The sequence below is a fragment of the Ruegeria sp. AD6 genome (assembly GCF_056542325.1).
The window spans coordinates 184,928-211,163 of the sequence record NZ_JBQFZQ010000003.1 but is presented as its reverse complement, the minus strand read 5'-3'; the positions used below and the strand labels follow the sequence as shown (position 1 = coordinate 211,163).

The following is a 26,236-nucleotide window of genomic DNA, read 5'->3' as shown; positions in this document are numbered from 1 at the left end:
TATCAATCTGTGGGGCGTCAGGATGCCTAGAAGCACCACGATATTGATGGTGCTGGCGAGTGCACTCTACCTGACTGCCTATGCGCGGGACCGGGCGGCGGAGTGGGTGGATGCAACCGTCCTGCCCCCTGTTCTGGCGGAAACCTCGGTCGAGATGCGAGACCGGAACGGCACGTTGTTGCGCGCCTTCCCGGTCGAAGACGGGATCTGGCGGCTGCGCCCCGGTCCGGTCGATCCCGCCTTTACCGACATGCTGATCCGGTACGAGGATAAGCGGTTCTGGTCCCATTCCGGCGTCGATCCAATGGCGATGATCCGCGCTGCGGGGCAGGCGCTGTGGAACGGGCGCACTGTTTCGGGCGGATCGACCCTGACCATGCAGGTCGCGCGGCTGATCGAGGACGGCCCCACCGGGCGCTGGAGCGGCAAGATCCGCCAGGTTAGGGTCGCTTTGGCGCTGGAACGACGCCTGAGCAAAGACCAGATTCTGGGCCTGTATCTGACCCATGCGCCCTATGGCGGCAACCTGGAAGGTATCCGGGCGGGCACCCGCGCCTGGTTCGGCAAAGACCCGGTTCGCCTGACGCCTGCACAAGCTGCGTTGCTGGTCGCCCTGCCCCAATCCCCGGAAACGCGGCGACCCGACCGTGCCGCCGAAACCGCTCGAACAGCGCGCGACCGGGTTTTGCGACGGATGCAGCGGCACGGGGTGCTGTCTGACGCCCAGATGCTGAGCGCGCTGACCGAAACGGTTCCCACGCAGATGAAGGCCTTCCCGCGCCTCGCACCTCATCTGACCGACCGGGCCCAGCGCGCAAACCCCGAGACCGAGGCGCTGGATTTGACATTGGACGCCGGGTTGCAGGCCCGGCTGGAATCGCTGGTGGCTCAGGCCGCCGATCAGGCGGGGCCGCGCATCTCCGGTGCCCTGATCGTGGCAGATCACCGCAGCGGAGAGATTCTGGCCTCGGTCGGATCGGCGGGCTATCAGGACGACCGGCAAGGCTTTGTCGACATGACCCGCGCATTGCGCTCACCGGGCTCCACGCTGAAGCCCATGATCTATGGGCTGGCCTTCGATCAGGGGCTGGCCCATCCCGAAACCCTGATCAGCGACAGCCCGGTGATGTTCGGGCGCTATGCGCCGCGCAATTTCGATGGTGTCTTTCGGGGGGACATCCGGATGCGTGACGCGCTGCAATTGTCACTGAACATCCCGGTGGTGCGCCTGACCGACGCGCTTGGTCCCGCGCGGGTGATGGCCGCGCTGCAACAGGCCGGAAGTGATCCGCAACTTGGCGGCGGGACACCGGGCCTTGCCATCTCGCTGGGTGGTGTGGGGCTTAGCCTGCACGATCTGGTGCAACTCTACGCCACGCTTGCGGCAGGTGGACAAGGGCCGGTTCTGCATCATGACGCACTGGCCGAGCGGACCGAAACCGCCCGCGCCCTGTCGGACGTCGCCGCGTGGCAGGTGAGCGACGTATTGGCTGGACTCGCCCCGCCACCGGGGGCCGCCGCGCAGGGGTTGGCCTACAAGACCGGCACATCCTACGGGCATCGGGATGCCTGGGCCATTGGCTTTGACGGCCAGCATGTGATCGGCGTCTGGCTGGGCCGCGCCGACGGAACGCCGGTGCCCGGCGCGTTTGGCGGTGAACTGGCCGCGCCCCTACTGTTCGAGGCGTTTGGGCATCTGAAACCCATCCCCGTTCCGCTGCGCCCGCCTCCCCCATCCACCCTGATTGTCGGAGCCGCTGAATTGCCGCAACCCCTGCAACGGTTTCAGCCGCGCGGGGCTGCATTTGAGGATGACCCGAGCGCCCCTGACGTGATTTTCCCGCCAAATAATGCCGTATTAGAGACGGACGGAGCCCCTTTGACCGTCAAACTGCGCGGCGGGGTCGGGCCGTTTTCCCTGCTGGCCGACGGGGTTCCGGTTTTGACCGGACAGCGGCACCGCGAGTTCGAAATACCCAACCCGGGGCCGGGGTTTTCCGCGCTGGTGGTGGTTGACGCCCATGGCGCGTCTGACCGGGTTTCAGTTGGGATCGACTGAAAGGAGATCGATATGCGGTTTTGGCTTGCACTGGCTGTCGTGATGGCGGCCTCTTCGGCGTCTGCCGAATGTGCCTCGGACGCGCAGATCGACGCCTTTGTGCGCGATTATCTCGCCAACACCCCAACAACCGCCCTGTCGCCGGATGGAACGATGGAGGATGCGCTGTGTACCCAGGCCAAGCTGGCCGAGGCCATGGAACCGCATCTGGGCCCGGTCATCGGCTACAAGGCGGGCCTGACCAGCGCACCGGCGCAGGAACGGTTCGGGGCGTCCGAACCGGTTCAGGGCCTTTTGTACCGGGACATGATGCTGGACGATGGGGCCACGGTTCCGGTGAATTGGGGGGCCCGGCCCGTATTCGAGGCCGACCTGATCCTTGTCGTCGGCGACCCCGCAATCAATCAGGCCACAACCCCCGAGGAGGTCATCCGCAACGTCTCGGCCATTCGTCCGTTCATCGAACTGCCCGATCTGACACTGGCCGAGGGGCAGCCGATCACGCCTGTGACCCTTACGGCCATTGGTGTGGGGCCGAAACTGGGCGTGTTAGGCTCGGAAATCGCCGTAACGGACCCATTGGCTATGACAACGGCGCTAAGTGACATGACGGTCACGCTCAGCGCAGCAGATGGCGAAATACTGGCGCAAGCGCCGGGGCAGGCAGTGCTGGGGCATCCGGCCAATGCGGTGATTTGGCTGACCTCCAAAGGCATCACCTTTGAGCCCGGCGACATGGTTTCAGTCGGCTCTTTTGGTCCGCTGTTTCCGCCGGCCAAAGGCAAAGGCGGCGCGTCTGTCAGCTATGAGGGGCTGCCGGGGAACTCATCGGTCAGCGTTATTTTCAGCGAAGACTAACGACGGCCTTCGCGCAGCCAACCACCCAGCAGGAACCCACCCGCCAGCAACAGAACCAGCCAGGGCGGCAGCAACCCGGCCTGCGTGACATCGCGGGTCTCATAAGCCTCGCGCGGGGTCAGACCGATCCAGCCGCGTCCCGCCGCAGGACGCCCGGCCCGGACGTTGCGGATCGAAGGCAAGCCATCTTCCAAGCGGATCACCCCGCCACGCATCCCCGCGATCACAGGATCAAGCACATCGCCGGTGGCGATGGTGCGTTCAAATTCCTTGGGTGCAGCGGGGCCAAGGCCGATCACCGCCATCAACTCGCCTTCCTGCAAACGGTAGAGGCCGATCTCAGGCCCGAAATACTGCGCTTCGAACCGGCCCGGAGTGACCTCGTCCAGCGTGATCTCAAGCGTCTCGCCATTGGGGCGGGTGATTGTGACCGGCCCGACCTCATCCTCAAGCGTCTGACGGATGATGCGCATGGATTGACCATTGGCCTCGGCCCATAGCGCCTCTTCCTCAAGCTCGGGCTCTTTCATCATCCAATGGGCCAACCGGCGCAGCAGTTCTAGCTGCGGCCCGCCACCCTCGTAACCCCTGCTCCACAGCCAGGCATGGTCCGAGGCCAGCATCGCCACGCGCCCCTCGCCCACGCGGTCCAGTACCAGCAGCGGGCGTTCGTCCAGACCGGTCATCAGAACCTGACCCGAGCGCTGGTTCACATCGATCTGACGCAGCCATGCGCCCCAATCCTCGGAATCGCCCAGATTGGTGGTCACCGGATGCCGATGCCCCAGATCGCTGACCATGGGCACATAGCGTTCCTCGATCACCCGCGCCGTGGGTTGCGCGGGCAGGATGGGCGCAAGCGGTGAGCGGAAGATACTGTCTGCACTGGCGAAATCGGGACCCGCCGCGATCAGCACAGCACCGCCGCCGTTGATGTAATCGGTCACGTTATCCAGATAGATCGCGGGCAGGATGCCGCGACGTTTGTAGCGGTCAAAGATAATCAGATCGAAATCGTTGATCTTTTCCAGAAACAGCTCGCGCGTCGGGAAGGCGATCAGTGACAGTTCATCGACCGGGACGCCATCCTGCTTTTCCGGCGGGCGCAGAATGGTGAAATGCACCAGATCAACGGAACTGTCTGATTTCAAAAGGTTCCGCCATGTACGGCCACCGGGATGCGGCTCGCCCGAAACCAGCAGAACGCGCAGCCGGTCGCGCACGCCGTTCATCTGGATCAGCGCAGTGTTGTTGCGGTCGGTCAATTCGCCTTCGGCCTGCGGGACCGAGAACTGGATCACGTTGCGCCCGCCATGGGGCAGCGTGATCGGCAGTTCTACATCCACACCGATCGGGATACGGAACTCTTCCGCCTCGCCACCGTCGACCGAGATCTGAAGCGGCGCGTTGGGCGCTCCGCCCGGCGCGGCACCGCTGTCCTCGACGCGCAGGGTCAGGGTCACAGGCTCGCCGATAATGGCAAAGGCGGGTGCATTGCGAACGATCAGCCTGCGGTCCCAGTCGCTTTCGCGCCCGGTTTGCAGCAGATGCAGGGGCGCAGGCAGATCCGGGGCCTGATCGACATCGTGCACGATCCCGTCCGAGACGACCAGAACGCCCGCAATCCGTGCGCGCGGTTCCTCGGCCAAAGCGGCGTTGACGGCGGCCATGACCTGCGTGCCCTCATCACCGTCCCCGTCGCCAACGCGAATGCGGCGCAGTTCGGTGTTGTCACGGGATTCGATCTCGGCGGCCAGCGCCTCGGCGGCCTCGGCAGTCTGATCAGCGCGGTCGGAAAGCGTCTGACTGGCGCTTTCATCCTCAATCATCAGGACAATGTCGGTCAGCGGCGCGCGGTCTTCGATCTGGTACACGGGGCCAGCCAGCGCGGCGATCAACACCAAAGCCGCCAGGCCCCGCAGCGCCCAGCCGGACAGGCCGCGCCAGACAGCCAGAATCACCCCGCCAACCGCAAGCGCGGCGACAACGGCCAGAACGGGCCATGGGATCAGCGGATCGAATATGACGGTTCCGGTCATTGTCCCAACCTGTCCAGCAGAGCAGGCACATGCACCTGATCGGATTTGTAATTCCCGGTCAGCACATGCATCACCAGATTGACGCCAAAGCGGCTGGCCAGCTCGCGCTGCCGCTCACCCGCATAGCCGCGACCCACCGGCAGCAGGGCCTGCCCGTTGCGATCCACGGCCCAGGCCCCGGCCCAGTCATTGCCGCCGATCACCACCGGCGTCACATTGTCGTTGAGGTTGCGGAAAGGCATCCCCTCGATCTGTTCCGCATCCAACGGCGCGGCTTCGACCCAGACCTCGGTGCCTGAATAACGGCCCGGGAAGTCCTGCAGCAGATAGAAGGTCCGCGTCAGGACATGGTCTCGGGGAATCGGCTCTAACGCGGGAATATTCAGCGGCCCGGCCAGTTGTTGCAGCTTGCGCCCATTGGGGCTTGAGGCCCCGAACCCTGCGATATCGGCGTCCCGCGTGTCGAACAGGATCATCCCGCCCGAGCGCAGATAGGCGTTCAGCTTGGCATAAGCCTCGGCTGAGGGCTGCGACTGATCAGGCGTGATCGGCCAATAGAGCAGCGGGAAAAAGGCAAGCTCATCGCGTTCCAGATCCACGCCGATGGGTTCCGCCGGTTCCACGGATGTGCGGTAGAACAGCGTTTGCGCCAGCCCGCGCAGGCCCGCCTGCGCGATATCGTCCACCTGAGGATCCCCGGTCAGGACGTGGGCCAGAACCAATTCATGGGTGGCGGCCAGGGCGAAATCTGTCTCATCCGGCGTTTGCGCCTGTGCCTCGGGCACCAGCAGCATGGCCGCAAGGGCCGCTGCGGTCGCCTTGGCCAGACCCAACCGACCCGACAGCGCGAGTGAGGCGATCACGTCGATGGTCAACAGGATCAGCGCAAGGCTGAGCAGCAGGCCGCCCAACGGCGTCTCGGTCGTGACCTCCTGCCCCCGGATCGGCACGTCCGAGGGCCAGACCACCGGGCTCAGCACCGACTCCTCGGACAGAACGTTGCGCGCCAGCTTCTGCTTGCCGCTTTCATATAGACCCGGGCGAATGTCGGGGCCGATCTGACCCGAGACAAGTTCCACCCCGTCCACACCGGCCAATGTGCCCGCGTCGGACAGCACGCCAAAGCCGTCCATGATCTGAACCGGCTCCCACGTGGTGCCTTGCAACTGTTCCACTTGCCGGGATTTGGCCGCCGAGGCGACAGCCAGACGGTCCAGCATTTCCACGAACAGGCCCGACAACGGCAGGCTGGACCATTCCGCATCCGCCGTCACGTGGAACAGCACGACCTGCCCCAAACCCAGCGCCTTGCGCGTGACCAGTGGTGTTCCGTCCGACAGCGACGCAATCACCCGATCCGCCAGATTAGGGTCTGGTTGCGCCATGACCTGTGTTGAAACCACCACGTCATCCGGGATTTGCAACCCGTAGAAGGGCGAGTCTTCGGGGAACGGGGCCAGCGTCTTGGCCTCACCCCAACTCATCGCGCCGCCGACGGTGCGACCGCCGCTGCGCAGCCTTACCGGCAACAGCGTATCTTCCTCATCGCGGCCCAGATCGCTGGCCGCCATACGCGGCCCGGCAAAGCGCAGCAGCAGCCCGCCCTGTTCGACCCATGCGGTCAGATCAGCCTCTTCCATGGCTGACATCTGGGCCACATCCGACAGAACGATGACATCCGGATTCGCAGGCAAAACCTCAAGCAACCCGCCTTCGACAAAATCCGCTGTGGGGACCAGCACCTGAGTCAGGTAGTGCAAGGGTGATAGCAACTCCAACCCTTCGCGGTTGATCGATCCGGCAATCAGCGCGACCTCGCGCCGACGCAGGCTGTCATCGGTCAGGGTGACGGCCCCGGCGGACCGCTGGCCCTGAAGCTCGAACCGGGTGATCCGTGCGCGCAGTTCAGAGGGCAAAGCCAGCTCGATCCGCGCCTCGGTTGCGCCATTCTCAAAGGTCATGTCTGCGGATTGCAGAACGCGCGCTGTCCCCGCCGGGTCGCGACCCTGCGCCAGAACGGTAACGCGCTGTTCCGGTCCGGGTTCGGCCCGCAGCGCGGTCAGTTGGATCACCCCATCCTGATAGGCCGCGGGCAACAACGCCACCGCCCCGGAATTGGGCTGATACACCGTGACCTCGCCACGGGATTGCAGATCAGACACTAAATCGGCGTGACCCTCATAGCTCAGCCGGTCGCTGAACCAATGGGTGTCAAAACCGCCATCGACCTGATCCAGCGCCGCAAAGACCTGTGCGATCTGCGTCTCGGTCGGTTGCCACGGGTTCGGTGCCAGCCCCGGCAAACGGTTCCGCCACGCCTCAGCCGCCTGAAACACCGGTGTTTCCGGCTCGGTCAGGCGCAGGATCGAGACAGGTCGCCCTGCACGCCCGGCCTCGGTCAGTTGCGCATCGATCTGATCCAGCGTCGCCGACCAGCGTGTCGCCCCGGCCCAGCTGGCATCCAGCACCAGCAACAACGGCCCGGTGCCCGTCTGATCGCGCGACGGGTTCAGAACTGGCCCTGCCAGCCCGATGATGATCGCCGCCGCTGCCAGCATCCGCAGCATAAGCAGCCACCACGGGGTGCGGTCCGAGACACTCTCGTCATCCTTCAAGCCCAGCAGCAAAGTTACCGCCGGGAACAAACGCCGGATCGGCGCGGGCGGCACGGCGCGCAGGATCAGCCACAGGATCGGCAGGGTCAGCAGACCCAGCAGCACCCATGGGGCGGTAAAGCCGATGCCCGCCAGAACCGTCATCGCATTCCCCCGTCCAGCGCCCGATAGAGCCATAACAGAGCCGCTTGTGCGCTGTCTCCGGTGTGGTGCAGGCCCAGTTGCCAGCCAGTTGCGCGGCACAATTGGGTCAGCGCGTCCTTACGCTGTGCCAACCGGTCCAGATATCGATCACGCAGGTCTCCGGCCTTCAGCGTCTCGTGCCGGGTCGTGCCGCCGACACTTTCAAAGATGGTGCGGCCGCGATAGGGGAAGCTCTCTTCGGTTGGGTCCAACACCTGCAGGATCACACCCCGCACGCCCCGGTCGGCGGCTTTGGTCAAGGCCAGTTCGACCTCATCCATCGGGCCGAGGAAATCGGATATGAACACAGCCCGCGCATGCGGGATCATCGCCCGATGTTCGGGCGGGGCATAGTCAGGTTCGGCATCCTCGGACCACGCCTGCGCCAGCCGGATGATCTGCGCATTGCCACGCCGGGGTGGCAGGGTGGTTCCGGTCAGGCCCACACGCTCGCCCCCGCGCACCAATAGGATCGAGGTTGCCAATCCCAGCAAACGCGCCCGGTCGGCCTTGGTCGGCAACTCTTTGTTCGACGCAAAGCGCATCGAGGCACCCTGATCGACCCACAGCATCACCGATTGCGCAATCTGCCATTCGCGTTCGCGCACAAATTGCTGATCACCGCGCGCTGATCGCCTGTGATCGATCATCCGCCGACTGTCACCGATCTGTGCCGGGCGGTACTGCCAGAAATCATCGCCCAACCCCGAGCGTCGCCGCCCGTGGTCACCCAGCAGGACGGTCCCGGCCAGATGTTCGGCACGCGCCAACAGGGGCGGCAGCCGGGACGCCTCGGCCTCGGATCTTTCGCGAAGGGTCAGCGCGGCATTCACGCCGCGGCCTCGGTCCGGATCAGACCGGCGGCGGTGGATTCGATCAGTTCAGACAAGCTGTCGCCGCGTGCCCGCGCCGCAAAGTTCAGCGCCATACGGTGGCTCAGGACCGGGCGGGCCATATCCAGCACATCCTCGGCATTCGGGGACAGCCGCCCTTGCAGCATCGCGCGCGCTCGCACGGTCATCATCAATGCCTGCGCCGCACGCGGGCCGGGGCCCCAGGCGACGGTTTCGGCGACACGTTCCGAGACTCCGGGCTCATCAGGGCGGAAGGCGCGGACCAGATCGAGGATCAATTCGACGACCGAGTCCCCAACCGGCATCCGACGCAGCAGGACCTGCGCGGCCAGCAACTCTTCCTTGGTGAAAATCTGATGCGCCGCGTCCTCTTCGACGCCTGTTGTCGCCAACAGAATATCCCGCTCGGTCTGGCGATCCGGGTATTCGACGTCGATCTGAACAAGGAACCTGTCCAGTTGCGCCTCGGGCAGCGGATAGGTGCCCTCTTGCTCAATCGGGTTCTGCGTGGCCAAAACGTGGAAGGGCACACCTAACGAGCGATCCTCGCCCGCCACTGTCACCGTTCGTTCCTGCATCGCCTGCAGCAGCGCCGACTGGGTGCGCGGGCTGGCGCGGTTGATCTCATCCGCCATCAGCAACTGGCAAAAGATCGGACCCGAGATAAAGCGGAAATGACGGGTGCCATCATCGGCGGTGTCCAGAACCTCGGACCCCAGAATGTCGGCGGGCATCAGGTCCGGCGTGAACTGGATGCGATTGCCGTGCAGCCCCATCACGGTCGACAGCGTCTCGACCAAACGTGTCTTGCCCAGACCGGGCAAACCGATCAACAGCGCATGCCCACCGCACAACAGCGCGGTCAGGGTCAGCTCCACGACCCGTTCCTGCCCGATGAAGCGGCGAGTGATCGAGGACTTGGCCTCTTGCAGTTTTGTTTCCAGCGCTTCGATCTCGGACACGAGGTCGGCAGGTTCGGTCATGACTTTCCCTTCCGTGGACTATTATAAATGAAGTGTATCGCGCTAAGAGGAAATGGCAAAAGCAATGAGCGGACAAAAACCTGTGAAACCTTCGCCGGATGGTCTGGCTGCATCAGTCAAAGCGGCCAAAACCAGGGGTTTACCGCCCGTTCACCTGTGGAATCCTCCGTTTTGCGGCGATCTGGACATCCGGATCGCACGGGATGGTACCTGGAGTTACTTAGGGTCGCCGATCAACCGGTTCGAGTTGGTAAAGCTATTTTCCTCAATTCTTAAGAAAGAAGGCGACAGATATTACCTCGTCACCCCGGTCGAGAAGGTGGGAATCACCGTCGAGGATGCGCCCTTTGTCGCCGTGGACTTTGACCAAACAGGCGACGGCGCGGCGCAAGAGCTAACATTCACGACACATGTGGGCGATACGGCGGTGGCCGGGCCGGACCATCCCATCCGCATTGTCACCGATCCCGAAACAGAAGAACCCGCACCCTATATATTGATCCGCGCCGACCTTGAGGCGCGCATCGACCGCAAAAGCTTTTACCGGCTGGTCGACATCGGGACCGAGCACGAGGGGTGGTTCGGCGTCTGGTCCGGCGGGCAGTTTTTCCCGTTGATTGCGGCAGAGGCACTGACCGACGTTTAGGCCGGGCGCGGGAACCTGCGGTCCTGCGCGACCACCACCGCCAAAGCAACGATCCCCGCGCCCAGCGCGCGGGTCCAGTCCCATGCCTCGCCCAGCACCAGCATGATGATCATGACGTAGAAGGGCGCGACATTGATGTGGAACGAGGTCAGCGCGACGCCCATTTTGCCGACAGCGGCAATGAAGAACACCTGGCTGATGCCCATTGAGACCAGCGCATTAATCACCAGCATCGCGCCTTGGGCAAAATCAACGGGCAGTGAGGGGCGCAGATCAAACCCAAGCAGATACGCCCCCAACAGCAGCACTGCCGCCATCATCAACGCGCCGACAAAAGTGATCGTCGACCGGCCCATCTGGCTGAGGTCAGGGAAGTCGCGCGCTGTGGCCATGCTGCCCCAGCAGAACAGAAACGTGGACACAACCGCGCAGGCCGCCCCCAAACCCAGCTGAGCCGGAGCCAGCGCACTGGTGGCGATGATCCCACCGATGATCGAGACCAACACGCCGAGGGCAAAGTTCCATCGCAGGCGTCGCGTGCCGGTTGCCATTTCAAGCAAAGTGGCGGCCAAAGGCGCGCAAGATGCGATGATCGCCACCGTCACCGGATCGGTCAGCTTTTGCGCCAGAAGGATCAGGAACATGCCACCGCCGAACCCCACCGCTCCGACATACAGCGCCCGGCCCCAGCGGGCGTTCAGCACCCGCGCCGGACCGTCAAGCCAGATCCAGATCGGAACCATGACGGCCAAAGCCAACGCCATCCGCGCGGCAAACAGCGTAATCGGAGGCCAGCTTTGCAACAGGACCTCTGCCGCCGGAAACCCTGCCGCCCATGTCAGCATCGACGCGACCGCCAACCCGTTGCCGGACAGCGCAGCATTGCGGTCGGCGGGCAAAGAGAGTGCGGTCCCGCGCGCGGGGTCAGGGCTGTAAGCCATAAAGATCGGGCCTTTTTGTCAAAGCGGCGTCGGAAATGATTCGCCGCATTGGGGCGGATGGTCCCTCAGACCCGATCCTTGATCTGGTCGATTTTCGACAATCTGTCGTTTTCAGTCCCTTTCCTGAAAACCGCCCGCTCGCTAAGGTCCGGGGACCAAACACCTGGACCGCTCATGCCCAGATTTGCCGCCAATCTCTCGCTGCTCTTTACCGAGCTGCCCTACCTGGATCGCTTTGCCGCTGCAGCCGAGGCCGGGTTCAAGGCAGTCGAGATTCTGTTCCCCTATGATCTGGCCGCGAAAGAGACCCGCCGCGCCCTGTTGGCCAATGGGCTGGAACTGGTTCTGATCAACGCCCCACCGCCCAACTACACCGGCGGGCAGCCCGGTTACGCGGCAATTCCCGGCGGCGAGGCGCGGTTTCAATCCGATATCCGCAGGGTTCTGCGCTATGCCGACGCGCTGCGCCCGAAGATCATCCATATCATGTCCGGCTATGCGTCCGGGCCACAGGCGATGGCCAGCTTCGTGCAAAACCTGCAATGGGCGGCCGAGATCGCGCCCACCCAGCAGTTCACCATCGAGCCGCTGAACCCGGTGTCCCAACCGGACTACTTCCTGAACGACTACGCGCTGGCAGCCGAGGTTCTGGACCAGGTGGATCGCCGCAATATCGGTCTGCAATATGACAGCTTTCACGCCGATATGATCCATGGCGACGCGTTGGCCGTCTGGGATCAATACCATGACCGCGTGGTGCACGCTCAGATCGGGGCCGCGCCGGGTCGGTCGGAACCCGGCAGCGGACACACGGATTTCGACAGGCTTTTCAGTGCGATGGACAATAGCGGCTATGCTGGGTGGGTCAGCGCGGAATACACGCCTTCAACGCGCCGGACCGAGGAGTCGCTGGACTGGATGCGGTAGCCTGACAGCAACCACTGGCATTTGCGGCCAAAATACCCCACATGTTGCCAAGGCCAACGAACGGATGATGCCCATGACCGCCGCCCGCTTATCGCATGTCGTGTTTTGCCTGATCATGTCAGGGCTGATGTCCTGCATCGTAACCGGTATTGCGACGGTCAAGGCCGTGGGGCTGGGGCCCACCACCGTCTCGGACTGGATGGCCTCGTGGATGTTCTGCTGGCCCATCGCCTTCGCGGTCATTGTGGTTCTTGGGCCTGCAGTGAAACGGCTGGTGGACCGACTGGTCAGGCCCAAAGCCTGACCCGCTGCGAAGAGGGCCCGCCGGGCCTGATGAGCAGCGCTTTCCTTAATGCGCTTCGGCCCAGTTGGCCCCCTGCCCGGCATCCACCTCCAGCTTCACATCCAGCTTGACGGCCGGGTCCGATGCACCCTCCATCACGTCGCGCGCCACACCGATCACCTGATCCACCGCATCTTCGGCCACTTCAAACAGCAATTCGTCATGCACCTGCAACAGCATCCTGGCAGGCAGCCCGTTGATCGCATCCGGCATCCGCACCATCGCGCGCCGGATCACATCCGCCGCCGTCCCCTGAATCGGCGCGTTGATCGCCGCCCGGCGCGAAAACCCGGCATGTGGCCCCTTGGCATTGATCTCGGGCGTATGGATTTTCCGCCCGAACAGGGTCTGCACGTAGCCATGTTCCTTGGCAAAGGCGACCGTATCGTCCATGTACTGGCGAATGCCCGGGAAGCGCTCGAAATACCGGTCAATGAACCCCTGCGCCTCGGCCCGGGGGATGCGCAGGTTGCGCGCCAGACCAAAGCCCGAGATACCATAGATCACACCAAAGTTGATCGCCTTGGCCTGACGGCGGATATCCGGCGTCATCTCGTCCAGCGGCACGTCAAACATCTCAGACGCGGTCATGGCGTGAATGTCCAACCCATCCGAGAATGCCTGTTTCAGCGCATCAATCCCGGCGATATGCGCCAATATCCGTAGTTCGATCTGGCTGTAGTCGAGGCTGACCAGCACATTGCCCGGCTCGGCAATAAACGCCTCGCGAATGCGCCGCCCCTCTTCAGTGCGCACGGGGATATTCTGCAGGTTCGGATCGGTCGAGGCCAGACGCCCCGTGCTGGCCCCGGTGATCGAATAAGACGTATGCACCCGCCCGGTATCGGGGTTGATATGGGTCTGCAAAGCATCCGTGTAGGTCGATTTCAGCTTGGACAGTTGCCGCCAGTCCAGCACCCGGCGCGGCAATTCATGCTCGGTCGCCAGATCCTCAAGCACATCCGCCCCGGTCGAGTATTTCCCGGTTTTCCCCTTCTTGCCGCCTTCCAGCCCCATTTTGTCGAACAGGATCTCACCCAGCTGCGCGGGTGAGCCGACGTTGAAATTCTCACCGGCCAATTCGTGGATTTCAGCCTCTAACCCGGCCATTTTCTGGGCAAATGCGTTGGACATGCGGCAGAGAACATCGCGGTCAACCTTGATGCCATGCATCTCCATCTCGGCCAGCACCGGCACCAGCGGGCGCTCGAGGGTTTCATACACCGTCGTCACCTGCACCTGATGCAGTTGCGGCTTGAACAGCTTCCACAGCCGCAGGGTGATATCGGCATCCTCGGCGGCATAGGCCGTAGCCTCTTCAATCGGCACCTTGTCGAAGGTAATCGCCGATTTGCCCGAACCCAGCAGCGGTTTGATCGGGATCGGCGTGTGGCTCAGATACCGTTCGGACAGCGTGTCCATGCCATGCCCATGCTCACCGCCATGCATCGCGTAAGACATCAGCATCGTGTCATCGATGGGGGCCACGTCGATGCCGTAGCGCGCGAAAATCTTGGCATCATACTTCATATTCTGCCCGATTTTCAAGATCGACGGGTCTTCGAATACCGGTTTCAGCAGGGTTAGAGCCTCATCCAGCGGCATCTGTCCCTCGGCCAGCGCGTCCGAGCCAAACAGATCATCGGTCGCGCTTTGCCGGTGGATCAACGGGATGTAACAAGCCTCGCCCGGCTCAATGCACAGCGAAATGCCGACCAGATCGGCGATCATCTCATTCAACCCGGTGGTCTCGGTGTCCACCGCAACCCAGCCGCGCTCATAGGCCTGATCGATCCATTTTTGCAGCGCCCCGGCATCGCGCACGCATTCGTATTTCGAGGCATCAAACGGGATAACCTCGGCTTCAACTTCTTCGACCGGCGCAGGCGCGTCGGCAATCACCGGAGCCTCAGCCCCCAACTTATCCGCGATGCGCTTGGTGAGGGTGCGGAACTCCATCTCGGCCAGAAACGCCAGCAACTTCTCCGGCTCGGGGTCTTTCACCTCAAGATCGTCCAAGGTGAAATCCAGAGGCGTCTGCTCATCCAGTTGCACCAGCTTCTTCGACAATTCGATCTGGTCGCGCTTTTCGATCAGGGTCTGGCGGCGCTTGGGCTGCTTGATCTCTTCGGCGCGGTCCAGCAGGGTTTCCAGATCACCATATTCATTGATCAACAACGCCGCCGTCTTGATCCCGATCCCCGGCGCGCCCGGCACGTTATCCACCGAATCCCCGGCCAGCGCCTGCACATCGACCACCCGTTCCGGCCCGACGCCGAATTTCTCGAGCACCCCGTCCCGGTCGATGCGCTTGTTCTTCATCGCATCCAGCATTTCCACGCCGTCGCCGACCAGTTGCATCAGATCCTTGTCGGAACTGACGATGGTCACACGACCCCCGGCCTCACGCGCCTGAACGGCCAGCGTGGCGATGATGTCGTCGGCCTCATAGCCCTCAAGCTCCTTGCAGGCGATGTTGAACGCTTTCGTCGCCTCGCGGGTCAGGGGCATCTGCGGGCGCAGATCCTCGGGCATCGCCTCGCGGTTGGCTTTGTAGAGATCGTACAGATCATTGCGGAACGTGTGCGAGCCTTTGTCGAAAATCACCGCCACATGGGTCGGCGCATCTGGCCCGGCGTTCCCTTCGACATATTTCTGCAGCATGTTGCAGAACCCCGAAACCGCCCCGATCGGCAGCCCATCGGATTTGCGCGTCAGCGGAGGCAGCGCGTGATAGGCCCTGAAAATAAAGGCCGATCCGTCGATCAGATGCAGGTGACACCCTTTTCCGAAATTGCTCATGCGCGCTCTCCCTGTCGGTCAGGGATGGTTCTGCCACAGGGGCAGGCGACTGACCAGTCAGGAACGTGGGTTAACCACCAAAGAGGCCGCTGAAAACGTCCGAGAAGCTGTTCAGAAGCGCCATGATCACCAGCACGCCAAGGAAGGCGAAAAAGGCAAAGGCGAAGAACTGGAACAGGATCGCACCGATGCCAACGCAGACACCCGCGATAGCAGGGCGCATCCGTTCGTGGCGCAGAATGCCAATTACCGAGACAACAATCGCCAGCCCGCCCAGCATGGCCACGCCGATTTGCAGGAAATCGTCCAGATCGCGGGTTTGGGCGACCGGTTCAGGCTGTTCCAGCCCAGCGGCAGCGCGGAGGGTCGATTTTCCAATCTCGGCGGCCAGTTCCCCCAGCGACACGCCGGTTGATTGCTGCGGCGCAAACGGCCCGGCCCAGAACACAAACAGCGCGGCAAACAACGCCATCGCCGCCAGGCAAAACCCGATCCAGCCAAAAACCGGGCTGGCGTTCTGTGTAGCAGTCATGTCGGTCATCGCATTCACCCGCGTTGGTCCCACCAAAGAGTTACCATGAGAAACGCGGCAAGATTTGGGCAGCGACCGGAGCGGTGGACGATCAGCTTTGCTCTGTGCCCCTCAGAACATATTTGCAGTCGCAATAGGGGCATTCGACCCAGCCGGTATCCTCGGGGATCTGCAACCAGACGCGCGGATGACCCAATGCGCCCTCACCCCCGTCACAGGCGACACGGGTGGTTTCGACGATCCTGGTTTCCGGGGCTTCGATGGTCACGGCTGGCGATCCTTCTGCGGTTGTCGGCCTCGCGGGCATGTACTAGGTGCGTTTATGAGCGATGAGCAAACCGGGGGCAAGAGCCACATGGCCGATGCGGCAATCAGGATCGAAGGGCTGCGCAAGACCTATCGCGGCAGCAAGGGCCAGCCCGAGAAACAGGCGCTGAAAGGTATTGATCTGACCATCCCGCGCGGGTCGGTCTTTGGGCTGCTGGGGCCAAACGGGGCCGGGAAATCGACGCTGATCAATATTCTGGCCGGTCTGGTGGTGAAATCTTCGGGCAATGTGTCGATCTGGGGCTTCGATCAGGATCAGAACCCGCGCCAATCCCGCGCCGCCATCGGCGTGATGCCGCAGGAACTGAACCTCGACCCGTTCTTCACCCCACGCGGCGCGCTAGAGGTTCAGGCCGGGCTGTATGGCGTGCCCAAAGCGCAACGCCGCAGCGATGAGATCCTTGAACTGGTCGGCCTCAGCGACAAGGCCGAGGCTTATGCCCGCACTCTGTCGGGCGGGATGCGCAGGCGGTTGCTGCTGGCCAAAGCGCTGGTGCATCATCCCAAGGTGCTGGTGCTGGACGAACCGACGGCGGGCGTGGATATCGAGCTGCGCCAGATGCTGTGGGCCAATGTGCGCAAGCTGAACGAACAGGGCATGACCATCATCCTGACCACGCACTATCTGGAAGAGGCGCAGGAGATGTGCGACCAGATCGCCATCATCAACCACGGCGAAAAGATCGCGCAGGACAGCACCGCAAACCTGCTGGGCCGCATGGACAGTCGCACCATGGTGATTGTCCCCGACCGTCCTGTCACCGATTTGCCCGCAACCGAGGGCGTCGAAGCCACGCTGCGTGACGATGGCAATCTGGTGTTGAACTACCGCAGCGCCCAAACCAGCGCCGAGCAGGTTCTGGAATCCGTCCGCGCCGCAGGTATCCGCATTCGCGATGTCCGGACCGAAGAGGCCGACCTCGAGGATGTCTTCCTCGCCCTGACATCCTCGCGCGTGGATGAACCGGCGGACGATCAGGACCAGCCGCGCCGGGGGATGCACCGGGTCAAGCTTTAGACCCGGTCGATCCGCGCCTGATAGCAGTTGTTGCGGGCAGATCGGACATGGATATAGGCGATATCCGGACGGGCAAAGATATCCCGGACCTTTGCGCCGATCTGATCCGTGGGTGTGATCGCCCCGGTGCCATAAATGATCCGGTTGTCCATCCCATAGCCTTTGATCAGATAGTCCGGCGAGGTGGTCAGAATCTCGGGCAGTTCCGTGCCCTCATACCGCTGACAAGGCGACGTACACAGAAAGATCGGGCCGGTTTCTGCATAGGGATGTGTCTCTAAAAAGGGCCGATGCGCCAGGATCAGCATCTCTTCGCCTTCCGGAATGTTGCGCAGGCAATGGCGGCAGGGATTGCCAGCGCCGGTCGAAACGGCCCGCTCGGGCGGGACACCATAGGCATCCGGGCCGCCTGCCTGAAGGGCGCGGACATCGTCAGTGGGCAATGCGGTGATCTTGAACATATCGGGTCTCCTTTTTCCTGACCCTGCCCGCCTCATCGGCCTCAATCGACCCGTTTCCTGCGCAAAGGACTCGAAAAAGAACAAAGCGTGAATATAATAGAGAATCGCCATGTATGCCGAATTGTCGATCACCTCGAATTTCACCTTCCTCACCGGGGCCTCGCACCCCGAGGAGTACATGGAGCGTGCCGTCACCCTGGGCCTGCCCGCCATCGCCATTGCCGATGACAACTCGGTCGCCGGGATCGTCCGCGCCCACACCCAAGGGCGCGAGATAGCCCGCAGGGTGCGTGAGCGGCTGGAGTGGGAGGCGCAGAACACCTCCATCGGCCCGCCCTGCCCGGATCATATTCCCAAACCGCCCTCCTACCCGATCCACGCGGTGCCCCGCCTGATCCCGGCGGCAAGGCTGATCTTCACCGATGCGCCCACCGTTACCGCCCTGCCTCTGAATCGGCAGGGCTGGGGCAACCTGTGCCGTATTCTGTCCACCGGCCGCCGGCGTGCCGAGAAAGGCGACTGCATCCTGCACCTGTCGGACCTGTTGGCGTTTTCCGACGGTCTCCACTTGCTGCTCTGGCCACAGGCGGACCGGTCGCAGGGCGGCGCGAGCCCATGGCGGACACAGGCGCAGCAGCTGACGCGCCGCTTTGCCGGGCGGATGCATCTGTTGATGCACCCCCGGTATGATGGCGCAGACAGCATCTATTTCTCTTTATTAGAGACGGAATCGAAACATCTCGGCATCCCCACCCTCGCCAGCGCCACGCCGATGATGCATCACGGTGCGCGTCGCAAGCTGGGGGATGTGCTGACCGCCATTCGTCTGCGCCGCAAGGTGGATGATCTGGGCCGTGCAGCGTTGGCCAATGGCGAACAGCGCCTGCGATCCGAGGCTGAGATGCTGCGCATCTTCAAGGGGCATGAAGGGGCTGTCGCCCGCGCCCATGACCTCAGCGAACGGCTTACCTTCTCGCTGGACGAACTGCGCTATGAATACCCCAGCGAGGGCAGCGCGCAGGAAACCCCAACCGAACGCCTGCACCGTCTGGCCCATGAGGGGCTGAAATGGCGCTACCCGGCGGGCGCATCCGAGAAGGCCAGGAAGATGCTGGCCCATGAGCTCACCCTGATCGGCAAGCTGAAATACGAACCCTACTTTCTGACCGTCCGGGACATCGTCAAATTCGCGCGGTCCCGCGATATCCTGTGTCAGGGGCGCGGCTCGGCGGCCAATTCGGTGGTCTGCTACTGCCTTGGCATTACCGAAGTCAGCCCCGAACTGGGCACGATGGTGTTCGAACGCTTTGTCTCGGAGGCCCGCGATGAACCGCCCGATATCGACGTGGATTTCGAGCACGAACGCCGCGAAGAGGTGATCCAGCACATCTATGACCGCTATGGCCGGGACCGCGCGGGCCTCTGCGCCACGGTGGTGCATTACCGTGGTAAACGCGCCATTCGCGAGGTTGGGCGGGCCATGGGTCTGACCGAAGACACGATCTCGGCGCTGTCCTCACAGTTATGGGGTTTCTTCTCAACCGTCGGGCTCGAAGCGCACCGGATGCGCGAGATTGGCCTCGACCCCGAAGATCGCCGCCTGAAACAGACTCTGTCTTTGGTCTATGAGATCGACGGCTTCCCCCGGCACCTTTCGCAGCATGTCGGCGGGTTCATCATCACCGAGGGGCGTTTGGACGAACTTGTCCCCGTCGAAAACGCCACCATGGAAGACCGCACGGTGATCTGCTGGGACAAAGATGACATCGACAGCTTAGGCATTCTGAAGGTCGATGTGCTCAGCCTTGGGATGCTGACCTGCATTCGCAAGGCGTTCGACCTGATCGGGCAACATCACCAGACCAGCTATACGCTGGCCACCCTGCCGCCCGAAGATCCCCAAGTATACGATATGCTGTGCAAAGCGGATTCGGTTGGCGTGTTTCAGGTGGAATCACGGGCACAGATGAATTTCCTGCCCCGGATGCGGCCGCGCAATTTCTATGATCTGGTGATCGAGGTCGCCATCATCCGCCCCGGACCCATTCAGGGTGACATGGTCCACCCCTATATCCGCCGCCGGAATGGCGAGGAAGAGGTCAGCTTCCCCTCGGACGAACTGGGCGAGGTGCTGGGCAAAACGCTGGGCGTACCGCTGTTTCAGGAACAAGCGATGCAGATCGCCATCGTCGGCGCGGGGTTCACCCCGGAACAGGCCGACCGGCTGCGGCGGTCTCTGGCAACCTTCAAGAAGCATGGCAATGTCAGCGAGTTTCGCGCGCTGTTCCTGCGCGGGATGAAGCGCAACGGGTATGAACAGGATTTTGCGGAACGCTGTTTCTCGCAGATCGAAGGGTTCGGGTCCTATGGCTTCCCTGAAAGCCACGCGGCCAGCTTTGCGCTGCTGGTCTATGCCTCGGCCTGGATCAAATGCCACCACCCCGGCATCTTCGCCTGTGCGCTGCTGAATTCGCAGCCGATGGGCTTCTATGCCCCCGCCCAGATCGTGCGGGATGCGCGCGAACACGGGGTGCAGGTGCGCCCGGTCTGCATCAATGCCAGCTTCTGGGACAACGTGATGGAGCCGGATGGCCAGGGCGGCTTGGCCCTGCGGCTGGGGTTCCGTCAGATCAAGGGGCTCAGCGAAGAGGACGCCAGTTGGCTGACCGCCGCGCGCGGCAATGGCTACCATCAGGTCGATGACGTCTGGCGCCGGGCGGGGTTGGGCCCGTCGGTGATCGAGCGGCTGGCCGAAGCCGACGCCTTCGCCGCCTGCGACCTGACCCGGCGCGAGGCGCTGTGGCAGGCCAAGGCAATTGCCACCGCCAAACCCTTGCCGCTGTTCTCGCAGGATCTGGAGGGTGAGGCGCTGGATGAGCCCGAAGCCTATCTGCCGCAGATGACACTGGGCGAGCAGGTAGTCGAGGATTACGTCGCCACCCGCCTCAGCCTGCGGGCGCATCCGGTCGCCCTGCTGCGGCATCTGCTGACGCCGGATCAGCGCGACAAAACCACGCCTGTCGCGTGACGACAGAACGGGATATTGGCCCGGAACAGAGTCGAAACCGGTGCCCTCATGACCAGACCCGCCCTGCCGCCGCGCTTTCCGGCAACGCCCGATCAGATCAACACTCAGGTCCGCGCCTTCTATGCCCGCGTGCGCGAGGATGCTGTGCTGGGTCCGGTCTTTGGCAACCATGTCACCGACTGGCCCAGCCATGAGGAAAAGATCGCCGCTTTCTGGCGCAACGCCATCCTGTTCGAGCGCTGCTATGACGGCAATCCCCAACGCGTCCATATCGAGCGGCCCGACGTGAAGCCCGAGATGTTCGCCCATTGGCTGGACCTGTTTGAAGAGGTCGCCACCCAGACATTGCCACCGGAAACCGCAACCCCATGGGTCGCGCTGGCCCGGCGTATCGGGGTCGGGATGAAGGCCGGTGTGCAATCGGCCCGCCAACCCAAGGACGCTCCGCCGATCCTGCGTTGATCCCTGAACATGGCGGCTTTGCGATGTTAGCGGTAAAATAGGGGCTATGCGCCCCGGTAAAATCGGTTTACTCAGGGGCAAGACAGCCTTTTTGCGCTGCGACGGCATAGTGCCACCACACCGACATCACCCGAGGCCATATCGATGAGCACTCAAAACACCACCCTTCGGGGACTTGGTTTCGCGTTTGCGGGATTCGCGGTCTTTGCCAGCCATGACGCGCTGATCAAAGTGCTGGGCGGGACCTATTCGGTGATGCAGATCATCTTCTTCGCCACGCTGTTTTCCTTTGTCCCCATGGCGGTCACAATCCTGACCGACCGGACAACGGGCAACTTCCTGCCGCATCACCCGTGGCTGGTGCTGCTGCGCTCGGCGCTGATGGTCACGGCCATGTCCTGCGCCTTTTACGCCTTCTCGGTCCTGCCGCTGGCCGAGGTCTATTCGCTGCTGTTTTCCTTCCCGCTGATCGTCACGGTCCTGTCGATCCCGATTCTGGGCGAAGTTGTCCGCGCCCAGCGCTGGGCCGCCGTTGGCGTCGGCCTGATCGGCGTTCTGATCGTGCTGCGCCCCGGTTCAACGGATATCACTTTGGGCCACCTCGCCGCCCTGACGGCTGCGTTTTGCAGCGCCTTTGCATCCGTTCTGGTGCGCAAGATCGGGAATGAGGAACGCTCGGCCGTGCTGATCCTCTACCCCATGCTACTGGCTATTGTGGTCATGAGCTTGCTGCAACCCGCCGTCTACCAGCCGCCCTCGCTGCTGCATCTGGCGATGATGGCGCTGGTCGGCGTGTTCTCGGTCATCGCGCAACACCTGATCATCCTGGCCTACCGCGCCGCGCCCGCCGGTGTTGTCGCCCCCAGCCAATACAGCCAGATCATCTGGGCAACGCTGTTTGGAATGATCTTCTTTGGCGAGCGACCGGACGGCTGGGTCGCCGTCGGGGCAAGCATCATCATCGCGTCTGGTGTATTCGTGGTCTGGCGCGAGAGCCGGTCGAATACCACCTCAACCAACACCCCGGTTTTGCGGGTGCGCTCACCGCGCTCGGATACAGGGGCGTCGCGGCCGGGGGATTGAATCAAGGCTTTAGGTGTCACTGCACCTGATCTTGAGTCCTCCATTTATGTTACCTTCTTCAAAGCGGCCAATGGCTCTAACCAAATCGCTCAGCCTTTTGTGACCGTAAGTACGGGAGTCGAAGTCCGGATACATCTTACCTAATTGACTACCGACAAAAGCGAGACTGGCCCATCCATCCGCCTCGTTCGTGTTCAGCACAACGTTTCGGATCAATTGGTAAGCATGGTTCAACTCATGCTTCGCCTTTGGTGTCTCTGCACTCTTCGCGCGTGATGCAATGGGTTCGGATTTTTCAATATTCTCTATGTAAATGAAACGATTGCACGCATTGACGAACGCTTTGGGTGCTTTTCGCTCGCAGATTCCATATACATCCAATCCCTGTTCGCGAATGCGGCTTGCCATGCGGGTGAAGTCGCTGTCTGACGACACCAGTACAAACCCGCCGAAGCGCTCAGAATGCAGGATGTCCATGGCATCAATTACCAAGGCAATATCGCTGGAATTCTTCCCAGATGTATTGGCGAACTGCTGATGGGGAACGATGGCAAATTCAGCCAGCAATGCGGCATCCCATCCTTGGGGTGCGCCGTTGGAAAAGTCTCCGTAAATCTGCCTGAGACCGGCTTCGCCCAATGTCGCAATTTCTTCGAATATCTCTTTGGCATGTTTCGCGGGCACATTGTCCGCATCTATCAATACTGCCAATCGGTAGGATTTTCCTTTTGTCACTTCAAATCCTCAATTCAAAATAATTCTATCATCAAAAATTAGGTACGAAAAAAGGGCGAGCTAAAGCCCGCCCTTCAAGAACATTTCATTGTATCAGTAAACCACAACCGACCGAATGCTCTCACCTTTATGCATCAGGTCGAAGCCGTGGTTGATGTCGTCCAGACCCATAGTGTGGGTGATCATCGGGTCGATCTCGATCTTGCCGTCCATGTACCAGTCGACGATCTTGGGAACGTCGGTCCGGCCCCGCGCACCGCCAAAGGCGGTACCGCGCCAGGATCGGCCGGTGACCAGCTGGAACGGACGGGTCGAGATTTCGGCACCCGCAGGGGCCACGCCGATGATGATCGACTCACCCCAGCCCTTGTGGGCCGATTCCAGTGCGTCGCGCATGACGCCGACATTGCCGGTGGCGTCGAACGTATAGTCCGCGCCGCCCTTGGTGAGGTTGACCAGATAGGGAACCAGATCGCCTTCGACCTCTTTGGGGTTCACAAAATCGGTCATGCCGAATTTCGTCGCCATTTCCACCTTGGCAGGGTTCAGGTCAACGCCCACGATCTGATCGGCCCCGGCCAGACGCAGGCCCTGAATGACGTTCAGGCCGATACCACCCAGACCAAAGACGATGGCCCGGCTACCGATCTCGACCTTGGCGGTGTTGATGACGGCTCCGATACCGGTGGTCACGCCGCAGCCGATATAGCAGATCTTGTCGAACGGCGCGTCCTCGCGCACCTTGGCCAGCGCAATCTCGGGCAGGACCGTGTGGTTCGAAAAGGTCGAGCAGCCCATGTAGTGCAGGATCGGATCACCATCCAGCGTCGAAAAGCGCGAGGTGCCGTCGGGCATCAGGCCTTTACCTTGCGTTTCGCGGATCGCCTGACACAGGTTGGTCTTGGGGTGCAGACAGTATTCACACTCACGACATTCGGGGGTGTAGAGCGGGATCACATGGTCGCCGGGCTTCAGGCTGGTGACACCGGGGCCGACCTCGACCACGACGCCTGCGCCTTCGTGGCCCAGAATGGCGGGAAACAGGCCCTCGGGGTCGGCACCCGACAGGGTGAATTCGTCGGTGTGACAAATGCCGGTCGCTTTGATTTCAACCAGAACCTCGCCCGCTTTGGGGCCTTCCAGGTTCACGTCCATCACTTCCAAAGGTTTGCCCGCCTGAACGGCGACGGCGGCACGGGTGCGCATTGTGCTTGTCTCCCTGTCTTGTTTGCCCCGACCCTGCGCCAATTGCAGGGTGTTTTCAACTGTGCTTTGATGACAGGCAGGTTAAACGCTTGATATTGCAGAAACGACATTGCCGGAATGAGGAGCGCCAATGCACCGATTTATCCCGATCCTGATCCTTCTTGCGGCCTGCGCCGAACCTCCTGCCCCGGAAGAGGCGCGGACCGAGCCCGAAGCCGCGCCGGTCGATCTGGCCTTTTGTCAGGGCGATCCGTTTGCTGACTCGGTCGGTCAGCCCGTGTCTTCCATTCAGGCCGATCTGCCCGAACGGGCGCGGGTTCTGGGACCAAACGACATTGCGACGCAGGATTATCGCATCGACCGGCTGAATGTCTTCGTGAACGGTGCGGGCGTCATTCAGCGTCTGACCTGCGGGTAGGCGTGGACTCGGGCGCTGATTCTCAGGTAAGAACAAAATAAGAACATTTTGATGTCTGCCGATGCCAAAACGCCGAATACTTTCACTGTGGTTTCCCCGTCTGGGGGCTGAACGGCTGATCCGCGCCGCGCGGGGGCTGCATAGCGGACCTTTGGCTGTCGTGGCCGAACAGTCGAACATGCAGGTCGTGACCTCTCTGAACGCCGAAGCTCAGGCTGCCGGGCTGCGCGTGGGTCAGCCGGTGCGCGATGCCCATGCCATGTGTGCCTCGCTGATCACCAGACACCGCAACGCCCCGGCCGAGGCTGCGTTTCTGACCGCGCTGCGCCGCTGGGCGGGCAAGTTCAGCCCGTGGGTGGCCGAGGAAGCGCCGGACGGGCTGATCGTCGATCTGTCGGGCTGCGCCCATCTGTTCGGCGGGGAAGAGGCATTGCTGAGCGTGCTTGAAACCGACTGCGCCGATATGGGCCTCAGCGTGCAGATGGGGATCGCGGATACGCTGGGCGCGGCCTGGGCGCTGGCACGCTATGCAGGGCAAGAGGCCACATCCGACCGCAATGGCGACGCCATCAGTCAGGAGGCCCGTGCCACCCGCGCGCGGGCGGGCAAGCGGCGGCACTGGACCAGAGGCGGGGCCGCGCCGCAGGTGATGGCGCTGGGCGGCGGGGCCCGGATCGCCGCGCCAGGGCAATCCTACGGCGCGCTCAGCCCGCTGCCCATCGCGGCGCTGCGGCTTGAGGATCAGGTGGTCGCACAGCTCAACCGTCTGGGCCTGCGCCGGATCGGCGATCTGCTGGGGCAACCACGCGCCAGTTTGGCGCGGCGGTTCGGACGCGGGCTGGTGCTGCGGCTGGATCAGGCCATGGGCAGCGCGCCCGAGCCCGTCTCGCCCGCCCGCCCGCCACATCAGTTTGCGGTGCGGATGACCCTGCCCAACCCGATCGGGTTGATCGAGGACGTGATGGCTGCTGTTGATCGCGTTCTGCCGACGCTTTGTACCAAGCTGGAAGAGAAAGGGCGCGGCGTCCGGACCCTGCGGTTGGAAGCCCACCGCGCCGATCAGGCGGCTGAGATCATCGAGGTCGGTCTGGCCCGTCCGACCTATGACAAACACCGCATTCGCCCCTTGTTAGAGATGAAAATCGATAAGATCGACGCTGGCTATGGCATCGACATGCTGCGGCTTGAGGCGATCCAGACCGAACCTATCCACGCCCGAACGATGGCAGGACATGCCGAAGCCAGACAGGTGGCCCGCAACCGGCTTGAAGGGAATACAGCCGTGGATGACCTGATCGGCAAGCTGGGCGCGCGGGTCGGGCTTGAGGCGATCACACGGCGACATCCCGCTGCCTCGCACATCCCCGAGAAGACGGCGCAGGTGCTGGCGGCGGCGTGGTCGGAACCGGCTCGCGATTGGCCTGCGCCGGCACGTCCGCGCCCCTTGCAGATGTGGCAGCCCGAGCCGGTGATGGCCCCGGAAACCCCGGATGTGCCCGGCAGCTTTCGCTGGCGCGGGCGCGACTGGCAATTGGCACAGGCCACCGGCCCGGAACGGATCGCGCCCGAATGGTGGCTGGACGATCCCAACTGGCGCAGCGGCGTGCGCGATTACTGGGTGGTGGTGACGGAACAGGGGGAACGGCTGTGGCTGTTCTACGGCCATGGCGGCACCATGTCAGCGGGCTGGTTCTGTCAGGGGCAGTTTGGTTAGGG

22 protein-coding genes are annotated in these 26,236 nt (G+C 62.7%); 11 read left to right on the top strand and 11 right to left on the bottom strand.

Annotation, left to right across the window (positions count from 1 at the left end):
• Positions 1 to 22 precede the first annotated feature (22 nt).
• Entirely contained in the window at positions 23 to 2,059 is a 2,037-nt protein-coding gene (gene pbpC, locus ACR0KJ_RS09685) for a penicillin-binding protein 1C (protein WP_480626542.1), read from the top strand.
• Between the two features lie 12 nt (positions 2,060 to 2,071).
• A complete protein-coding gene (locus ACR0KJ_RS09680) occupies positions 2,072 to 2,917 on the top strand; it encodes a 2-keto-4-pentenoate hydratase (RefSeq protein ID WP_480626541.1) in 846 nt (281 codons plus the stop codon).
• On the opposite strand, the gene ACR0KJ_RS09675 is transcribed toward ACR0KJ_RS09680, so the two are convergent.
• From ACR0KJ_RS09675 to ACR0KJ_RS09660, 4 genes are read right to left on the bottom strand one after another with little or no spacing between them, the layout of a single operon-like run.
• Positions 2,914 to 4,956: a hypothetical protein gene (locus ACR0KJ_RS09675; protein ID WP_480626540.1), complete on the bottom strand. Its 2,043-nt coding sequence runs from the start codon at positions 4,954 to 4,956 to the stop codon at positions 2,914 to 2,916. The genes ACR0KJ_RS09680 and ACR0KJ_RS09675 overlap by 4 nt on opposite strands.
• Positions 4,953 to 7,715, bottom strand: coding sequence for a DUF4159 domain-containing protein (locus tag ACR0KJ_RS09670; RefSeq protein ID WP_480626539.1), 2,763 nt, complete (start codon positions 7,713 to 7,715; stop codon positions 4,953 to 4,955). The genes ACR0KJ_RS09675 and ACR0KJ_RS09670 overlap by 4 nt, the downstream gene beginning before the upstream one ends.
• Positions 7,712 to 8,587, bottom strand: coding sequence for a DUF58 domain-containing protein (locus ACR0KJ_RS09665; protein WP_480626538.1), 876 nt, complete (start codon positions 8,585 to 8,587; stop codon positions 7,712 to 7,714). Before ACR0KJ_RS09665 ends, ACR0KJ_RS09670 begins: the two co-directional genes overlap by 4 nt.
• The gene (locus ACR0KJ_RS09660; protein WP_480626537.1) at positions 8,584 to 9,591 is read right to left on the bottom strand and encodes an AAA family ATPase; all 1,008 of its coding nucleotides are present in this window, start codon (positions 9,589 to 9,591) and stop codon (positions 8,584 to 8,586) included. Before ACR0KJ_RS09660 ends, ACR0KJ_RS09665 begins: the two co-directional genes overlap by 4 nt.
• A 64-nt stretch (positions 9,592 to 9,655) precedes the next feature.
• Between ACR0KJ_RS09660 and ACR0KJ_RS09655 the strand changes: the two genes are divergently transcribed.
• Complete coding sequence (locus tag ACR0KJ_RS09655; RefSeq protein ID WP_480626536.1) at positions 9,656 to 10,237, top strand: DUF1285 domain-containing protein; 582 nt, start codon at positions 9,656 to 9,658, stop codon at positions 10,235 to 10,237.
• Here the strand turns inward: ACR0KJ_RS09655 and ACR0KJ_RS09650 are convergent.
• Complete coding sequence (locus tag ACR0KJ_RS09650; protein ID WP_480626535.1) at positions 10,234 to 11,178, bottom strand: DMT family transporter; 945 nt, start codon at positions 11,176 to 11,178, stop codon at positions 10,234 to 10,236. The genes ACR0KJ_RS09655 and ACR0KJ_RS09650 overlap by 4 nt on opposite strands.
• A gap of 174 nt (positions 11,179 to 11,352) precedes the next feature.
• Between ACR0KJ_RS09650 and ACR0KJ_RS09645 the strand changes: the two genes are divergently transcribed.
• Positions 11,353 to 12,105 (top strand): hydroxypyruvate isomerase family protein, encoded by a 753-nt coding sequence (locus tag ACR0KJ_RS09645; RefSeq protein ID WP_480626534.1) that lies wholly within the window; start codon positions 11,353 to 11,355, stop codon positions 12,103 to 12,105.
• A 73-nt stretch (positions 12,106 to 12,178) separates the two neighbouring features.
• Positions 12,179 to 12,409 carry a DUF2798 domain-containing protein gene (locus ACR0KJ_RS09640; RefSeq protein ID WP_170453539.1) on the top strand — a complete coding sequence of 77 codons (231 nt, stop codon included), beginning with the start codon at positions 12,179 to 12,181 and terminating at the stop codon, positions 12,407 to 12,409.
• 45 nt (positions 12,410 to 12,454) lie between these two features.
• Here the strand turns inward: ACR0KJ_RS09640 and polA are convergent, their stop codons facing one another.
• The 3 genes from polA to ACR0KJ_RS09625 all read right to left on the bottom strand — a co-directional run bounded on the left by polA (position 12,455) and on the right by ACR0KJ_RS09625 (position 16,050).
• On the bottom strand, positions 12,455 to 15,250 hold the full coding sequence (gene polA / locus ACR0KJ_RS09635) for a DNA polymerase I (RefSeq protein WP_480626533.1): 2,796 nt from the start codon (positions 15,248 to 15,250) through the stop codon (positions 12,455 to 12,457).
• A gap of 70 nt (positions 15,251 to 15,320) precedes the next feature.
• Positions 15,321 to 15,791 carry a hypothetical protein gene (locus tag ACR0KJ_RS09630; RefSeq protein WP_480583618.1) on the bottom strand — a complete coding sequence of 157 codons (471 nt, stop codon included), beginning with the start codon at positions 15,789 to 15,791 and terminating at the stop codon, positions 15,321 to 15,323.
• An 82-nt stretch (positions 15,792 to 15,873) separates the two neighbouring features.
• Positions 15,874 to 16,050 carry a zinc-finger domain-containing protein gene (locus ACR0KJ_RS09625; protein WP_170453536.1) on the bottom strand — a complete coding sequence of 59 codons (177 nt, stop codon included), beginning with the start codon at positions 16,048 to 16,050 and terminating at the stop codon, positions 15,874 to 15,876.
• A gap of 87 nt (positions 16,051 to 16,137) precedes the next feature.
• Here ACR0KJ_RS09625 and ACR0KJ_RS09620 point away from each other — a divergent pair, with 87 nt between their 5' ends.
• Positions 16,138 to 17,127, top strand: a complete 990-nt coding sequence (locus ACR0KJ_RS09620; protein ID WP_480626607.1) for an ABC transporter ATP-binding protein — start codon at positions 16,138 to 16,140, stop codon at positions 17,125 to 17,127.
• On the opposite strand, the gene ACR0KJ_RS09615 is transcribed toward ACR0KJ_RS09620, so the two are convergent.
• Entirely contained in the window at positions 17,124 to 17,588 is a 465-nt protein-coding gene (locus ACR0KJ_RS09615) for a DUF1203 domain-containing protein (protein ID WP_480626532.1), read from the bottom strand. The two genes, ACR0KJ_RS09620 and ACR0KJ_RS09615, sit on opposite strands and share 4 nt — an antisense overlap.
• Positions 17,589 to 17,697: 109 nt before the next feature.
• Between ACR0KJ_RS09615 and ACR0KJ_RS09610 the strand changes: the two genes are divergently transcribed.
• The 3 genes from ACR0KJ_RS09610 to ACR0KJ_RS09600 all read left to right on the top strand — a co-directional run bounded on the left by ACR0KJ_RS09610 (position 17,698) and on the right by ACR0KJ_RS09600 (position 22,161).
• Positions 17,698 to 20,616, top strand: coding sequence for an error-prone DNA polymerase (locus tag ACR0KJ_RS09610; RefSeq protein WP_480626531.1), 2,919 nt, complete (start codon positions 17,698 to 17,700; stop codon positions 20,614 to 20,616).
• Between the two features lie 48 nt (positions 20,617 to 20,664).
• Positions 20,665 to 21,078 (top strand): group III truncated hemoglobin, encoded by a 414-nt coding sequence (locus ACR0KJ_RS09605; RefSeq protein WP_170453533.1) that lies wholly within the window; start codon positions 20,665 to 20,667, stop codon positions 21,076 to 21,078.
• 144 nt (positions 21,079 to 21,222) lie between these two features.
• The gene (locus tag ACR0KJ_RS09600; RefSeq protein WP_170521133.1) at positions 21,223 to 22,161 is read left to right on the top strand and encodes a DMT family transporter; all 939 of its coding nucleotides are present in this window, start codon (positions 21,223 to 21,225) and stop codon (positions 22,159 to 22,161) included.
• Between the two features lie 9 nt (positions 22,162 to 22,170).
• On the opposite strand, the gene ACR0KJ_RS09595 is transcribed toward ACR0KJ_RS09600, so the two are convergent.
• Together ACR0KJ_RS09595 and ACR0KJ_RS09590 are read right to left on the bottom strand one after the other, a co-directional pair.
• The gene (locus ACR0KJ_RS09595) at positions 22,171 to 22,896 is read right to left on the bottom strand and encodes an NYN domain-containing protein (protein WP_480626530.1); all 726 of its coding nucleotides are present in this window, start codon (positions 22,894 to 22,896) and stop codon (positions 22,171 to 22,173) included.
• Between the two features lie 93 nt (positions 22,897 to 22,989).
• Complete coding sequence (locus tag ACR0KJ_RS09590) at positions 22,990 to 24,102, bottom strand: S-(hydroxymethyl)glutathione dehydrogenase/class III alcohol dehydrogenase (RefSeq protein ID WP_170453530.1); 1,113 nt, start codon at positions 24,100 to 24,102, stop codon at positions 22,990 to 22,992.
• 130 nt (positions 24,103 to 24,232) lie between these two features.
• Between ACR0KJ_RS09590 and ACR0KJ_RS09585 the strand changes: the two genes are divergently transcribed.
• Both ACR0KJ_RS09585 and ACR0KJ_RS09580 read left to right on the top strand, forming a co-directional pair.
• Positions 24,233 to 24,520: an I78 family peptidase inhibitor gene (locus tag ACR0KJ_RS09585; RefSeq protein ID WP_170453529.1), complete on the top strand. Its 288-nt coding sequence runs from the start codon at positions 24,233 to 24,235 to the stop codon at positions 24,518 to 24,520.
• Positions 24,521 to 24,581: 61 nt separating this feature from the next.
• Positions 24,582 to 26,234 carry a Y-family DNA polymerase gene (locus tag ACR0KJ_RS09580; protein ID WP_170453528.1) on the top strand — a complete coding sequence of 551 codons (1,653 nt, stop codon included), beginning with the start codon at positions 24,582 to 24,584 and terminating at the stop codon, positions 26,232 to 26,234.
• Positions 26,235 to 26,236 lie beyond the last annotated feature (2 nt).